A 13,711-nucleotide genomic window follows, 5' to 3' on the forward strand; every position below is an offset into this window, starting at 1 on the left:
GCTACGCCCCGCAGCACTTTTTGTATTTCTTGCCGGACCCGCAGGGGCACGGCTCGTTACGCCCCACCGAGACCACACGCCGGGGCGGTCCCTTGGGGTTGACCTCGCCCCCGGTGCAGCGCCACTGGCCGTCCTCGCGGCGGAAGGTCGCGCGCTCGTGATGCATGCGCGCCCGGCCCTTGTACTTCAGCCGCGCCACGTACTCGACCGTGCCCTCGTCGTCGCCCTCGCCGCCGGCGGACACGGCGCGAATCTCAAGCCCAGTCCAAACGGACTCGGCGGCCACGCCCTTAGCCTCGATCGGGTCGAAGTCAGCGCGCGAGTCCGTGGCCAGCGTAGCCATGAGATAATCGATGTTGCCCTGCCCATAGGCGGTGTAGCGCGACCGCATCAGCGCCTCGGCGGTCGGCGCCGGGGTCGTACCGGCGATCACCGGGGCGCAACAGGCGTCAAGGGTCAGCCCGGAGCCACAAGGGCAGGAATCCATAACACAGCCTCACGGATGCAAACGGGGGGTGGGGACACACTGTCTCTCGCCCTTGTACCGCGCGCCGTCCGCGCGGGCAAACCCGTTCGCCCAGAACACCCCCCCACATCAAACGCCCCGCGCGCCAATGTCTGGCGGCGGGGCGCGACGTGCCGAACGAAAAAACGGGAGGACGGCTGCGGTCTCTTTTGCGCGCCTCAGGCGCGGTCTCTTTTGCGCGCCTCAGGCGCGGCGGCGATCGCTGGCCGGATCGAACCGGCCCCGGCCGGCTCCATAGCCCCCACTCAGCAGGGCCGGCTCGAACCGCCAGGCCTCCGGCTGATCGAACAGGGCACGCAGCAACAGGTTGTTGATCCGATGGCTCGGGCGGAGGCCCTGATAGACGCCGATGAGGGGATGGCCCGCCAAATACAGGTCCCCGAGGGCGTCCAACGCCTTGTGGCGCACGAACTCGTCGGCGTAGCGCAGCCCCTCCGGATTCAGGATGGTGTCGCCATCGACGACCACGGCGTTGTCGAGCGAGCCGCCCCGGGCGAGGCCCATGGCGCGCAGGCCGTCCACCTCATGCCGGAAGCCGAAGGTGCGGGCGTCCGCCAGTTCCTCCCGGAAGCTCCGCGCCGACACCAGGACGACGCGGCGCTGCCGCCCGATCACCGGGTTCTCGAAATCGATTTCGGCGTCGATGGTCAGGCCGCGCGGCGCGGGCCGCAGGGAGACCGTGCTGTCCCCCTCGGTCACCGACACGGTGTCCACGAGACGAATGGCATGGCGAGGCGCGGCCTGGGCCACGGTGCCGACGGCCTCGATCTCCGCCACGAACGCGGCGGACGACCCGTCCATGACGGGCAGTTCCGGCCCATCGACCAGGATTTCGGCGTTGTCCACACCCAGCGCGGCCAGCGCGGCCATCAGGTGCTCGACGGTCGAGACCGTGACGCCGGCGGCATTGCCGAGCGCGGTGCACAGGCGCGTGTCCACGACATGATCCCAGCGCGCCGGGATCATCGGGTCGCGGTCGGTGATATCGGTGCGGCGGATCCACAAGCCGTTGTCGGCTGCGGCGGGTCGCAGGGTCAGGGTCACCGTCGCACCGGAGTGCAAACCGATCCCCTGGACACATACCGGGCCGGCCACGGTCCGGCGCGCGCTGGCCGCGAGAGGCCACGCCCGATGGGACGGGGCGGTCCCGGCGGGCTCGACCGCCGCGGCGAGCGTGCTGTCGTCGAGAGTGGCATCCTTCATGATCGTGCGCCCCCAAAACCGGTCTCTGGCGAGTGGATGACCCCGGTCTCTCCACGCACCGGGGCCTGTGGACCGGCCCCGGGGGAGATCCGCGCCCGTATCCGGGTCTGCGAGTCAACCTTTCTGATACGCTAGATTTAGCCACCCACCCGAGTCCGCGCAAATCAATCATTGTTTCAGATTGTTGCGGCCGCTCTGTGGCAAAAAAGAGTTCAGAAACAAACGTTTATTGGATCATACGGAGACGCGAAGCCGGCACGGCGGCCCGGGCGCCCCCGGCCACCGCGACTCTCAGCCGACTTTACCAAATTGTTGCTGCGGCTCATGTTCCGGCAAAGATGCGCGGCACGGCCGAAGGTCTGCCGCCCCTCCCCGTGCCGGGGCCGATCCACCCGAGCGGGTGCCCACCACCACCGCTCACACCCAGCCTTTGTGTCGTGAAACGCCGGCGCGAGCAAGAGCCGGAGATCGGGTGCGAACCGCCTCCTGCGCGCGCGCCGTGTGGTGGCGCCTATTTTTTCAGCAAACGCGGGCGGGCGGTTGATTCTTGACACGTTCGACGGACCCGGGGACCTTATGAGCCTACAAACGGATGACGTCGCCACCAGAGGTCGCGGGCCTCCCCATCGCCTCCCATCCCAGCCGACCGCATCGGGACGGTTTCATGCCACACGCAATCAGGCTTTACGTTCGGACGATGGATCGCGCCAGCCGCGCCATCGGCCGCGCGACCATGCTGCTCATCTTCGCGATGATGGCGGTGCTGTTTTGGTCCGCGATTTCCAAGAACACACCGGGCCTGTTGCCCTCGCTATGGACGCTGGAGGTCGCCCAGTTCCTGATGGTGACGTACTTCCTCATCGGCGGATCCTATGCCCTGATGCATGAATCCCACGTCCGCATGGACCTTCTTTATGGCATGTGGTCGCGGCGCACCAAGACCTGGGTGGATGTCGTCACCATCCTGTTCCTGATCTTCTACCTCGGGGTTCTGCTGTACGGCGGCCTGTCCTCCACCGCCTACGCCCTGGAGTACGGCGAACGCAGCTACTCGGCGTGGCGCCCATACATGGCGCCGATCAAGATTATCATGTGCCTCGGCATCGGCCTGACCCTGCTGCAAGCGTTCGCCGAGTTGTTCAAGGACATTGCCCGCCTGCGCGGCGAGGAGATCGGCCTGCCGACGGAGAGCGCGTCATGAGCCTGAGCTATGAGATGATCGCTCTGCTCATGTTCGCGTCCATGATGTTGATGCTGCTGACCGGGCAGCGCGTGTTCGCAGCCATCGGGTTCGTGGCGGTCGCCGCCGCGTTGCTGCTGTGGGGCGACGGCGGGTCGGAAATCGGCTTCAGCGCGGCCATGAAGCTGATGAAGTGGTATCCGCTGCTGACGCTGCCCCTGTTCATCTACATGGGCTACATGCTGTCGGAATCCGGCATCGCCGACGACCTGTACAAGATGTTCCATGTCTGGTTCGGGCCGGTGCGCGGCGGCCTGGCGATCGGCACCATCGGCCTGATGGTCGCCATTTCGGCCATGAACGGGCTGAGCGTCGCCGGCATGGCCATCGGCGCCACCATCGCCCTGCCCGAACTGCTGCGCCGGAACTACGACAAGATCATGGTCACCGGCGTGATCCAGGCCGGCAGTTCGCTCGGCATCCTGGTGCCGCCCAGCGTCGTCCTGGTGCTCTACGGCATGATCGCGCGCCAGCCGGTGGGCCAGTTGTGGCTGGCCGGCGTGACACCCGGCCTGATGATGGCCGGGCTGTTCGTGCTCTACATCGCGGTGCGCTGCTGGTTTCAGCCCAGCCTGGGGCCGACCCTGTCGAAGGAGGAACGCGACGTCCCGCTGGCCGAGAAGCTGCTGCTGCTGCGCGCGGGCGTGCTGCCGCTGCTGATCTTCTTCTGCATGATGGGCCTGTTCGTGTTGGGCTACACGTCTTTGGTCGAAAGCTCGGCGGTGGGCGCCCTGGCCGCGACGCTGGCCGCCCTGGTCAAGCGCCGCGTCACCCGTGCGGTCATGGGCGAGGTGTTGCGCAAGACCCTGGGCGTGTCCTGCATGTTCATGTGGATCATCCTGGCCGCGCTGTGCTTCGGCGCCGTGTTCGACGGCCTGGGCGCGGTGCGGGCGATCGAGACTCTGTTCGTCGACCGCCTCGGCCTGGGACCGTGGGAGATCCTGATCCTGATGCAGCTCTCGTTCCTGCTGATGGGCACGTTCCTGGACGACACCGCCATGCTGGTCATCGTGGCCCCGCTGTACGTCCCCTTGGTTGGGCATCTGGGCTTCGATCTGGTCTGGTACGGGGTGCTGTACACGATCACCTGCCAGATCGCCTATATGACGCCGCCGTTCGGCTACAACCTGTTCCTGATGCGCGCGATGGCGCCGCCCGAGGTCACGCTGATCGACATCTACCGGTCCATCGTGCCCTTCGTTGCCGTCATGGCGGTCGGTCTGGCCCTGGTCATGGCCTTCCCGCAGATCGCGTTGTGGCTTCCCCAGATGGTGTACGCCCGCTAGCCGCCGTCCCCGGCATTCGGGCGGCGGGCCACACTGGTACGGCAGGCGGTCGGCCTCATGACCGCGGACTGGCAACCGACAACAGGGAGTGTCCGGTATGACCACCACCAACAAACGCCGCGATTTTCTGAAGACGGCCGGCCTGGGCGCAGCCGCCGTCGGCGCGACCACCCTCGCCGCGCCGGCCGTGCACGCGCAGTCCACCATCCGCTGGCGTCTGCAGACCTACGCCGGGCCGGCCCTGGCCGAGCACGTCATCAAGCCGTCGATCGACGCCTTCAACAAGGTGGCCGGCGACCAGATGCAGATCGAGCTGTACTACGCCGACCAGTTGGTCCCGACGGGCGAGCTGTTCCGCGCCATGCAGCGCGGCACCATCGACGCGGTGCAAAGCGATGACGATTCCATCGCCGCCCCGGTCGATATCTCGGTGTTCGGCGGCTATTTCCCGTTCGCCACGCGCTACAGCCTGGACGTTCCGGTGCTGTTCAACCGCTATGGCCTGCGCGAGATCTGGGAAGAGGCCTACGGCGAGATCGACGGCGTGACCTGGCTGTCCGCCGGTGCCTGGGACCCCTGCCACTTCAACACCAAGGAACCGATCCGCAGCCTGGACGACCTGAAGGGCCTGCGCGTCTTCACCTTCCCCACCGCCGGCCGCTTCCTGTCGCGCTTCGGCGTGGTGCCGGTCACCCTGCCCTGGGAAGACGTCGAGGTTGCGGTCCAGACCGGCGAGTTGGACGGTATCGCGTGGTCCGGCATCACCGAGGACTACACCGTAGGCTGGTCGAAGGTGACGCCGTACTTCCTGACCAACAACATCTCGGGCGCGTGGTGCGGGTCCTACTTCGCCAACTCCGAACGCTGGGCGGAGCTGCCGGAAAACCTGAAGGAGCTGTTCAAGCTCTGCATGGACAGCAGCCACTACTATCGCCAGTACTGGTACTGGGGCGGTGAGGCGGACCTGCGCGTCAACGGCACCGACATGGAACTGACCTCTATCCCCGACGCCGAATGGCAGACGGTCGAGGATGAGGCCATGAAGTTCTGGGACGAGATCGCGGCGGAAAGCGACCGAAACGCCCGCGTGGTCAAGATCCTGAAGGACTATAACGCGACCATGCGCAAGGCCGGCACGCCATACCGCTGCGGCTGACCCGAGCGCAGGCGTAAACACGTCACGGGCGGGGCGTCGGCCGGCCTCCCGCCCGTTGTCTTTGGGAAGGGCGTCCGGAACGCCCCCGGGCCGGCATCGCGCATGGGTTTTGCGAGCCGCTCGCTCGCCCCTTGACACGACAAAACCCCTCCATACGTAAGTGCATTGAACCCCGACGCGAAGGTACGCCCACGCCGCCGGGGATCGTCCGGGCCGGTGGTCCCGGTGTCCCGTCCTGGACCGCCACTTCAGGCCACCTCATGCCTCACACATCTGCCCAAGCACGAAAAACGGAGTGACCTTCCATGACCAAGGGTTTGACCGCTGCCGCTGCGCTGATGATGGCCGCCATCGCCGCGTCCCCAGCCATGGCCGATGACGGCGAAGCCGCTGTACAGTACCGCAAGGACGTCATGACCGTGGCCGGCGCCAGCATGGGCGCGCTGGGGTGCTTCATGCAGGGCGGATGCGCCCTGGAGGGCCCCGTTCTGGCGCGGGCCGCCAAGTCGATCGCCTTCTCCGGAGAGCTGGCCGTCGACGCGTTCAAGGTCGACACCCGCGAGTCCATGGCCGAGACCGACGCCCTGCCGAAGGTCTGGGAGGACTGGGAGGCCTTCGAAGGCGGCCTGACCGAGATGAGCCGCGCCGCCGATGAACTGGCCGTGGCCGCCGCCGACGGCGACAAGGCCGCCATGGGCCCGCTGATGCGCACGCTGGGCGGCACCTGCAAGGACTGCCACGACACCTTCCGCGACTAAAGCAAATCCCCAGCGATCTGGACCCGATCGCGACGACGATCGGCGTCAATATCAAGAGTCCAGGGCAGATCCCGCCGGCTCTGATACCGGATTGCAAGAACGGTGGGCGTTGCATCCTTATGACGACCGACCGGCTGGATCGCCATGGTTCGGCCGGTCGCCGCTTCGGGAAAATCTGTCAGGGTTCATGGTCCAGGCCCGCCGCACTCAACCAAACGGGGCATTTACATACAATATCTATTAAATATTCTAAAAATGCGCATAAGGTTTGCTGCAATATAAAAATATTGCGAGCCCCCTCATCTCGTGTTTATTGTCAGCGCCTGGGGCAGACACTTGCGATGGCGATAAATATCGCAACCCGAGATCTTCTTTTTCGGGAACTGCCCCCTGTTTTGGACACGTAGTGGTGTTCTGGACCGGACAGCGATGTGCGCGTCCACAGGACACCATCCCGCGATCCGACGGGAGGCACCCCCCCGACTGCCCCCCAGCCTCTCGTTGGAAAGACCCCTCCGGACAACCGTCCGGAGGGGTCTACTATTTTGTATTTTGGGGACGATTGCGCCCCCGGTATCCGGTCGCAGCCGGTGATCACCCCGCGCGGTCCACGTAACGCCGCCGCAGGTGCGCCTTAAACACGGCCGCATCCAACGGCCGGCCGGTGGCCCGCGTCAGCATCTCCCGCGCCGTGACGCTCTGCCCAAGCCCATGCACGTGGGTCCGCAGCCACCCGAGCAGCGGCGCGAAATCCCCGCGCGCCAAGGCCTCGGGAACGTCCGGCACCGCGGTCACGGCCGCCTGGAAGAGCTGCGCCGCCGTCATGGCACCAAGAGTGTAAGTCGGGAAATACCCGATCGCCCCGTCGTACCAGTGAATGTCCTGGAGGCAGCCGGTGCGATCGTCCGGCACCGCCACACCGAGCAGGTCGCGCATGCCGTCCCGCCACGCGCCGGGCAGATCGTCCAGCGCCAAATCACCCGACAGCAGCGCCCGTTCCAGACGGAACCGCAGGATGACATGGGCCGGATAGGTGACCTCGTCCGCGTCCACCCGGATCAGCCCCGGCTCCACCCGCGTGTTGAGCCGGTACAGGCTGTCAGCGTCCCAGCCGGGCGCATCGGGTGCCGCCCCCAATTTATCCGCCATCACCGGCGCCGCGAAGGTCAGGAACGCGCGCGACCGGCACGCCTGCATCTCCATCAGCAGGCTCTGGCTTTCGTGCACGCTCATGCCCAGGGCACGGCCGACCGGCTGGTCGCGCCAAGCCGCAGGCAAGCCACGTTCGTACAGCGCATGGCCGGTCTCGTGCAGAACCCCCATCAGGGCGCCGGAGAAATCCGCCTCGTCGTAGCGCGTGGTGATGCGCACATCGTCCGGCACGCCGCCGCAGAAGGGATGCAGGCTTTCATCCAGGCGCCCGTGCCGGAAGTCGAACCCGATACGCTCCATCAGATGGCGCACCAGGGCGCGCTGGCGCTCGACCGGGAACGGGCCGGCCGGCCGCACCAGGGCCGGCTCCCGGCCCTGAGCCGCCAGGGCATCGTCGAGCAGGCCCGGCAGATCCGCGGCGAGGTCGTCGAACACCGCCTCGATCTCGGCCTCGCGGCCGTCCGGCTCATACTGGTCCAGCAAGGCGTCGTAAGGGGAGCGGCCGAGCGCCTCGGCCTTCGCGGCGGCAATCTCCCGAGTCAGGGACAGCACCGTGGCCAGCTTATCGCGCACGGCGGCGAAGTCATCGCCCGCGCGCGCCCCCCGCCACGCCATCTCGCAGGCGGAGCAGGCGCGCGAGTGCGCCTCCACCAGATCGGCGGACAGCACGGTGGCGTGGCGCCACTGCCGGCGCATGGCGTCCAGATTGGCCCGGTCCCAGGGATCCAGGGCCGTCGCCTCATCCCGCTCCGCCCCGTCCAGCAGGGCCCCGACCTCGGGCGCGGTCAGCAGGTCATGGCTCACGGCGCGCAGCGTCGCGAGTTGCGCCGCCCGGGCGTCCGCCCCGCCCTCCGGCATCACGGTCGACAGGTCCCAATGCAGCATGCCGGCCGCATCCTCCAGATGAGTCAGGCGGGCGAAGCGGGTCTTCAGACGGGCGTACGCGGTAGGGGCATCCATGGGACAGAGGCTCCGGAAACGGAAGGGAACGGAGGGGGGAGGGATGGCGGCGCCGTTACCACGTGATCTCGAACGTACAGGCACGGGCACCGGCGGCCTGACAGGCGACCTCGCGCGCGGTGGCCCTGCGGGCGACCAGCACCCGGAACAGCCGCTCGAAGGTGGCGGTGTAGTAGTCGCACAGGGGGTAGCCGGCCTCGGGCATGGCGGCCTGGATCGGCCCGCCCTCGATCACCAAGCGGGTCGGTCGGCCGGCCTCGCCCTCGAACCGGCCGGCGCCGGCGAAAGTCCAGGCGTGCTTGCCCATGGCCTGGATCAGGATGCGCGCGGCCGGCACCGGCGGCAGCATCTTCAGCACGACCTGGGCCGGCTTGGGGATCCGGCGGGCCAGAAGGTAGTCGCCGGTGGCCTCCCCGGCGCGTCGGCTGACCGCCACCATGGTCGGCGTGTCCAGATGGGCGCGCAGGGCCTTGTGCAGCGCCGTCACATCGGCGGCCGGCACCATGGACTCCGGCGGGTGCTCCCAATGATGCGTCAAACCGGCGGCGGCGAACAGGCGGGCCGCCGCCTCCGCGCCGATCTGGGCACGCAGGGCGTCGCCCATGCGGAAGATGCTGTTCGGCCCGATGCGGGGCACCGTGTCGCCGGTCGGCTCCCCCGCCCCACCGCTGTCCGGCGCGGCACAGTCGGGACAGGCGGCGGCTCCGGCGGCACGGGTCTTGGCATCACACATGGGGTCTGAATCCTGATCGATGCGGCAGCCTGCGGCATGGATTGGCGCGCGGCCCGAACGGAATGGATGACGTGTTGGTCGAGAGGTCGACATGGGCTGCGGCGCAGGCCGGGTCAAGCACACCGGGCGACGCCAGCCCCACAGTCCGCGCGGGCAGGAACGCGCGCGCATCAGGCGCGGCGGGCACAGCCCTCAAACGCCTGCCGCAGCCGGGCACCGTCCAGCGCCCGGCCGAGCGCCACGACCCGCGCTGCCGGATCACTGCCCGGCGCCGGGTCCCACTCCACAACGCTGGCGTGCCCATCCTCGATGCGGAACCGCACCCAGGCGTCATCCACGCGGGCGATCCCGTTGAGCCAGTCGACGGCACCCCAGGCGCCCTGCGCCACGTCATCGAGCAGGGCGCGCAGGCTGTCCGGATCCACCGGCCCGGCCGTGTCGCCGCCCCAGGTTCGCAGGTCGAGCACCACCATATCGCCCGGCGGCGCGGCGTCGGCCGCATCCACGAACGCCCCGATATCCGCCAACGCGCGCAGCTCGGCGGCCGCCTCCGCCCCCTCCCCGGCGTGATAGTGATGATGATGGTGGTGATGGTGGTGCACAAGTGAGCCCGCCTGGGGCGGCACCACGCCGGCCGCCGGCCGCGACAAGGCGACCACGCCGTCCCGCACCGGCTCGCCGTTCGCATCGCGCGCGGCCGAATGGCGGTCGTTGGCCGGCGCCGTGACCGCCTCACCCTCCACGCCATGGATGGCCGTCACGATGCGCGCGGACGGATTGAGCGCCTTTAGCGTACCGGTCAGCCCGGCCAGATCGTGCGCAGAGACGAGATCCGCCTTATTGACGATGAACGTGGTCTGTGGTGGCGCGGCGCGGCGGCTTTCGGCGCGGCCGCTGGCCTGCACCTGGGCCCGCAGGAAGTCCGGTAGGCGCGCGTAGTCCGCCATGAAGGCGCTGGCGTCGATCACCACGGTGAACCGGATGCCCTTGATCGACGGGCGGATGTCGGCGCGGTTGAGCATATGGGTCAGCACGCTGATGTCCGCGATCCCGCTGGGTTCGATCAGCATCCGGTCCGGTTTCGTCGCCGCCAGGACCTCCTTGAACTGGTGGGCCAAGTCTTCGCGCAGACCGAAGCACACATGGCCATCGGGCAACGTCACCTTGGCCCCGTTGGGGCCCCGCACCAGGGTCCCCTCCTCGGCCAGCGCCGTGCAATCATGGACCAGGGCCACGATGCGCGTGTCGTCCTGTGGCGTTTCGCCCATCCGCCGGCGCAGCACGGTGGTTTTGCCGGCCCCCATGAAGCCCGCCAGGATCTCGACCTGCACGGCGGGGGTCTGCGGCATGCGCGAGCGCAGCGACCAATTCCACAGCGCCGCCGCCGGCAACGGCAGCACCAGGAACCAGTGCTCCAGAATGGCCAGCGTCATCATGGTGGCGACGAAGGTATAGGCCACCACCTCGAACTCGGTCGCGGCTGGCGCCAGGGCGCGTTGCGCCAGCACCACGGTCGCCATCGTCGACAGCGTCACCGACACCGGAAACAAGAGGTTCATCTGGCGTCGGTTGTTGAAGAAACTCTTCAGGAATTCCATGTGGTCAGGCAGGAATTCCTCGTTCAGGTTCCGCACCCCGAGGAACACGTTCAGGCGCGCACTTTCATGCATCCACCACAGCGCGATGAACGTCCACAGGCCCACATGATTCGGCTGATTCCAGGTCAGGACCAGGATCACGCCCAGCGTGAGCAGGATCGAGATCTCGTGGTACAGGCTGGTCTGGACGGCATGCCAGAAGTGGCGCCAGCCGCGGCAGTCCTCGGCGCACGCGTGGCGACGCGGCCCCGTGACGTAACCCATGTAGAAGCTGATTTCCTGCCAGCCCCAGGCCAGCAGCCCATAGGAAAACGCGGCATACGCGCCCGATACCGTAGCGTCCGCCGCACTGGTGGACAGCCCATACAGCGAGACGCCGAAGATCGCCGTGGCGGCCAGCATCGACCACTTGAACGTCTTGGTCGGCAGCCCGTCCAGGTACAGGATCACGCCGGTGGCAAACCACCAGACGAACACGGCGTGAAGGATGGGTAGGGCATACTCGGCCAAAACGGCGGTCTCCTGCCTCCGACGGATCCGCGCTCGTGCGCGGGCGTTGGGGATCTATTCTGCCTATTCTTCGCGCGCAGCGCCAGCGTCCGGCGTCTCCTGGGCGAGCCGCAGCAGCTCCGCGACCTGATCGCGGTTGTCCGCGCCAAAGGCGCGCACCGCGATACTTTCGCCGGTCGCGGGATCATCGAAGGTGAGCGACCCGTCGTGCCATTGTGAAATGCGATACGGCGCATCCTTCGGCACCTCGGCCACCTCGCGCAGGCGGCCAAGGCTGCGCATCATGCCCCGGATGAAGCCGCTGTGCTCTTCCGAGAGCACGGTCAGAACGGCCCCGTCCGAAACGCGCTCGACGGTTACGGTGCCGGCTCCCTCCAGCGAGCGGTTCCAGGCCTCCTCGCCCTCCTTAGGCGTACCGGCGCCCGGCTCTGCCCCGCGCTGTGCGGTGCCATCGTCGGTCGTGGTCCCCTCACCCGACGCGGCCGTTTCCACGTGGCGCGGCCCCGGCCCCTCCTGGATGGGCGAAACTTCAATCAGGCGGACGTCCGCGTAGACAGGCGGTGTGGCCGGCTCACCCTGCCCGGGCCCCAGGCCGAGGATTCGGACCGCGCCCACCAGGCCGATGGTCACCAGAACCATGGCGAAGATGGCGTACAGAAGGGGTTTCGGCGGGCTCAGGTCATGGGGGTCGCGGTCGGTCACGGTGTCAGGCTCCGTCGCGCGCCGTCCGATGCCCGGATGCCGGGACCGGAAACTTCGGGCGCCAGATCAACAAGAGAACCGGTGACGGGTCGCGCCGGCTGACGCCGGTCGGCGGTCCGCCACCGCGCACGGGCGCCGGCGGCGCCGGCATCGCGTGCCATTCGGAGGGCGCTGCCCCCGGGATTGGGCGGTCAGGTCTCCGCCCCGGCCAAACGGGGCGTGGGCGGTGTATCCGCGGCCATGGCCTCGGTCTCCGGGGGCACCTCGCCCTCCGTCCCGGTCCGGCGGGCGTGGTCCGCCAGCGCATCAGCCAGCACGCGCGCCACCGCCTCCGGCACTGCGATGGCGCGGAGCATGGGCTGCGCCCGACGCCAGTGCCACGGCCGCACGTGCGGCCACAGCATGATGTTGGACACCCGCTCATCCTTTTGCAGGATCAGGGGAATATTGCCGGTGCCGTCGCGACGAACCAGAAGCTGGGCTTCCTCGATCACGCGGAACGGCAGATTGATGGTCATCTGAAAGGCGAGACCGTAGCGAATAATGACCCGCTCGCTGGTGATGGTGTAGATCGTGGTCCCCTGCGCCCAATACCCCACGGCGCACAACAGGGCGACCACCACCGCCCCAATCAGAAGCGGCAGCACGACGCCAAGCGCGGCCGTCTCCAGCCCGACCCCGTCATGGATCGCCGAGGCACCACCCCACAGGGCCAGCAGGCCGAAATAGGCCGCGATCCACGGCAGCTTGAACGCCTGCCGGGCGAGGCTGAACCAGCGCGGTTTGCCCTGCCACAGGATTCGCTCCCCCTCCGGCGGCAGTTCGGGCAGACCGGGAATGGGCTCGAAGGCGAAATCATCGTGCACGATACGGACCCTCGCGTCGTTCGCGTCGTCAGGTCACCGGGTCCCAGGGAGAAACGGAGGGCAGCCCCCGCGCCGTCCCTTGGGCCGATGGGACAGGAACACACGGCGCCCGCGGAACGACGAACCGTTCCGCGGGTCGATGCCGCTGTTCCTCGGATCAGATCACCGTGCCGGGTCCGGTCCGCCGGACGAGGTCCGGCCGTTCCGGATCGGCCCGGGCCTTACTGGGCGAGCAGGAACCCACCGCCGTAGTAGGCGCAGATCTTCTCTTCCTCAAGCATGGTCACCTGATCCGGCTTCTTGGTCACCGGCACCTGGGCGAACAGCTTGCCCGGGATGGCGGCCACCTGGACCTCACCCTTGCGCTTGGCGACATGGGCGAAGTTGACCGGCAGAAGGACACGCTTCTTCGCCGCGGCCGGGGCACCTTCGCCCGGCTTCGGCGCCGGACCACCCGCAAGTTCGACCTCGAAGTAGCGCGCCATGATTTCCGGCGTGTCGACCCACAGATCGACCACCTGACCGACCGCCGTGCCATCGGAGCCGACGACCTTCATGCCACGCGGATCGGGGCTGTTGGACTCCATCGTGAAGCCCTTGGCCGCGCGCATCGGCACGATCTTCGGCTTGTTGTGGAGATCCAACTCGGGACGGTCCAGCCGCTCGGCGTAGGCCGACGGGCCGATGCAGTCCAGCAGCGGATTCGCACCGGTCGGCTCGTACGGGGACCCGGACCAGGGCGCGACGCGCTTCGCCTTCAGCGGGCGCGTGTCACGCTTGAAGTTCGGGACCTTTTCCTCGCCGCCATGGAACAGCTTGAAGGTCTTCGCCGGCGGGATCCAGAGCCAGCCAGCGTTCTCAAGCTTGCCGGTCGTATCGGCTTCGAGCGGATACCCCTCGCGGCGATCCTCGCGGCGAAGGTACAGAATCAGACCAAAAAAGAAAAACCAGAAGACCCACAGGACGACCTGCGCGACGTCCATGTAGCTGGTGAAAGCGCCAATAGGCATAGCGGAACCTC

The 13,711-nt window shown here is 67.8% G+C and carries 12 protein-coding genes; 4 read left to right on the forward strand and 8 right to left on the reverse strand.

From position 1 onward, the window contains the following. Position 1 precedes the first annotated feature (1 nt). Positions 2 to 487, reverse strand: a complete 486-nt coding sequence (locus GGD82_RS14345) for a YchJ family protein (RefSeq protein WP_150062897.1) — start codon at positions 485 to 487, stop codon at positions 2 to 4. A gap of 222 nt (positions 488 to 709) precedes the next feature. After that, a complete protein-coding gene (gene lpxC, locus GGD82_RS14350) occupies positions 710 to 1,729 on the reverse strand; it encodes a UDP-3-O-acyl-N-acetylglucosamine deacetylase (protein ID WP_150062896.1) in 1,020 nt (339 codons plus the stop codon). 664 nt (positions 1,730 to 2,393) lie between these two features. On the opposite strand from lpxC, the gene GGD82_RS14355 reads away from it, so the two are divergent. The 4 genes from GGD82_RS14355 (at position 2,394) to GGD82_RS14370 (ending at position 6,169) form a co-directional block, all read left to right on the forward strand. After that, entirely contained in the window at positions 2,394 to 2,930 is a 537-nt protein-coding gene (locus tag GGD82_RS14355) for a TRAP transporter small permease subunit (protein WP_150062895.1), read from the forward strand. After that, entirely contained in the window at positions 2,927 to 4,255 is a 1,329-nt protein-coding gene (locus GGD82_RS14360) for a TRAP transporter large permease (RefSeq protein ID WP_246163930.1), read from the forward strand. Before GGD82_RS14355 ends, GGD82_RS14360 begins: the two co-directional genes overlap by 4 nt. A gap of 97 nt (positions 4,256 to 4,352) precedes the next feature. Continuing rightward, positions 4,353 to 5,411 carry a TRAP transporter substrate-binding protein gene (locus tag GGD82_RS14365; RefSeq protein ID WP_150062894.1) on the forward strand — a complete coding sequence of 353 codons (1,059 nt, stop codon included), beginning with the start codon at positions 4,353 to 4,355 and terminating at the stop codon, positions 5,409 to 5,411. A 305-nt stretch (positions 5,412 to 5,716) separates the two neighbouring features. Beyond that, a complete protein-coding gene (locus tag GGD82_RS14370) occupies positions 5,717 to 6,169 on the forward strand; it encodes a c-type cytochrome (protein ID WP_150062893.1) in 453 nt (150 codons plus the stop codon). 594 nt (positions 6,170 to 6,763) lie between these two features. Here the strand turns inward: GGD82_RS14370 and GGD82_RS14375 are convergent. The 6 genes from GGD82_RS14375 to puhA all read right to left on the reverse strand — a co-directional run bounded on the left by GGD82_RS14375 (position 6,764) and on the right by puhA (position 13,700). Beyond that, entirely contained in the window at positions 6,764 to 8,281 is a 1,518-nt protein-coding gene (locus GGD82_RS14375) for a carboxypeptidase M32 (RefSeq protein WP_150062892.1), read from the reverse strand. A gap of 55 nt (positions 8,282 to 8,336) precedes the next feature. Next, positions 8,337 to 9,014, reverse strand: a complete 678-nt coding sequence (gene bchJ / locus GGD82_RS14380) for a bacteriochlorophyll 4-vinyl reductase (RefSeq protein ID WP_150062891.1) — start codon at positions 9,012 to 9,014, stop codon at positions 8,337 to 8,339. Positions 9,015 to 9,184: 170 nt separating this feature from the next. Then, positions 9,185 to 11,122, reverse strand: coding sequence for a putative photosynthetic complex assembly protein PuhE (gene puhE / locus GGD82_RS14385; protein WP_150062890.1), 1,938 nt, complete (start codon positions 11,120 to 11,122; stop codon positions 9,185 to 9,187). A gap of 63 nt (positions 11,123 to 11,185) precedes the next feature. Next, positions 11,186 to 11,824 carry a photosynthetic complex assembly protein PuhC gene (gene puhC / locus GGD82_RS14390; RefSeq protein WP_150062889.1) on the reverse strand — a complete coding sequence of 213 codons (639 nt, stop codon included), beginning with the start codon at positions 11,822 to 11,824 and terminating at the stop codon, positions 11,186 to 11,188. Positions 11,825 to 12,015: 191 nt separating this feature from the next. Further along, complete coding sequence (puhB, locus tag GGD82_RS14395; RefSeq protein ID WP_170284331.1) at positions 12,016 to 12,690, reverse strand: photosynthetic complex putative assembly protein PuhB; 675 nt, start codon at positions 12,688 to 12,690, stop codon at positions 12,016 to 12,018. A 221-nt stretch (positions 12,691 to 12,911) separates the two neighbouring features. Further along, the gene (gene puhA, locus GGD82_RS14400) at positions 12,912 to 13,700 is read right to left on the reverse strand and encodes a photosynthetic reaction center subunit H (RefSeq protein WP_150062887.1); all 789 of its coding nucleotides are present in this window, start codon (positions 13,698 to 13,700) and stop codon (positions 12,912 to 12,914) included. Positions 13,701 to 13,711 lie beyond the last annotated feature (11 nt).

The organism is Roseospira marina (assembly GCF_014197855.1).
Taxonomy (GTDB): domain Bacteria; phylum Pseudomonadota; class Alphaproteobacteria; order Rhodospirillales; family Rhodospirillaceae; genus Rhodospira; species Rhodospira marina.

Coding starts and splice junctions, on each gene's coding strand:
- GGD82_RS14355 (WP_150062895.1), top strand. CDS start 2,394: ATGCCACACGCAATCAGGCTTTACGTTCGGACGATGGATCGCGCCAGC.
- GGD82_RS14370 (WP_150062893.1), top strand. CDS start 5,717: ATGACCAAGGGTTTGACCGCTGCCGCTGCGCTGATGATGGCCGCCATC.
- GGD82_RS14345 (WP_150062897.1), bottom strand. CDS start 487: ATGGATTCCTGCCCTTGTGGCTCCGGGCTGACCCTTGACGCCTGTTGC.
- puhA (WP_150062887.1), bottom strand. CDS start 13,700: ATGCCTATTGGCGCTTTCACCAGCTACATGGACGTCGCGCAGGTCGTC.
- lpxC (WP_150062896.1), bottom strand. CDS start 1,729: ATGAAGGATGCCACTCTCGACGACAGCACGCTCGCCGCGGCGGTCGAG.
- GGD82_RS14375 (WP_150062892.1), bottom strand. CDS start 8,281: ATGGATGCCCCTACCGCGTACGCCCGTCTGAAGACCCGCTTCGCCCGC.
- bchJ (WP_150062891.1), bottom strand. CDS start 9,014: ATGTGTGATGCCAAGACCCGTGCCGCCGGAGCCGCCGCCTGTCCCGAC.
- GGD82_RS14365 (WP_150062894.1), top strand. CDS start 4,353: ATGACCACCACCAACAAACGCCGCGATTTTCTGAAGACGGCCGGCCTG.
- GGD82_RS14360 (WP_246163930.1), top strand. CDS start 2,927: ATGAGCCTGAGCTATGAGATGATCGCTCTGCTCATGTTCGCGTCCATG.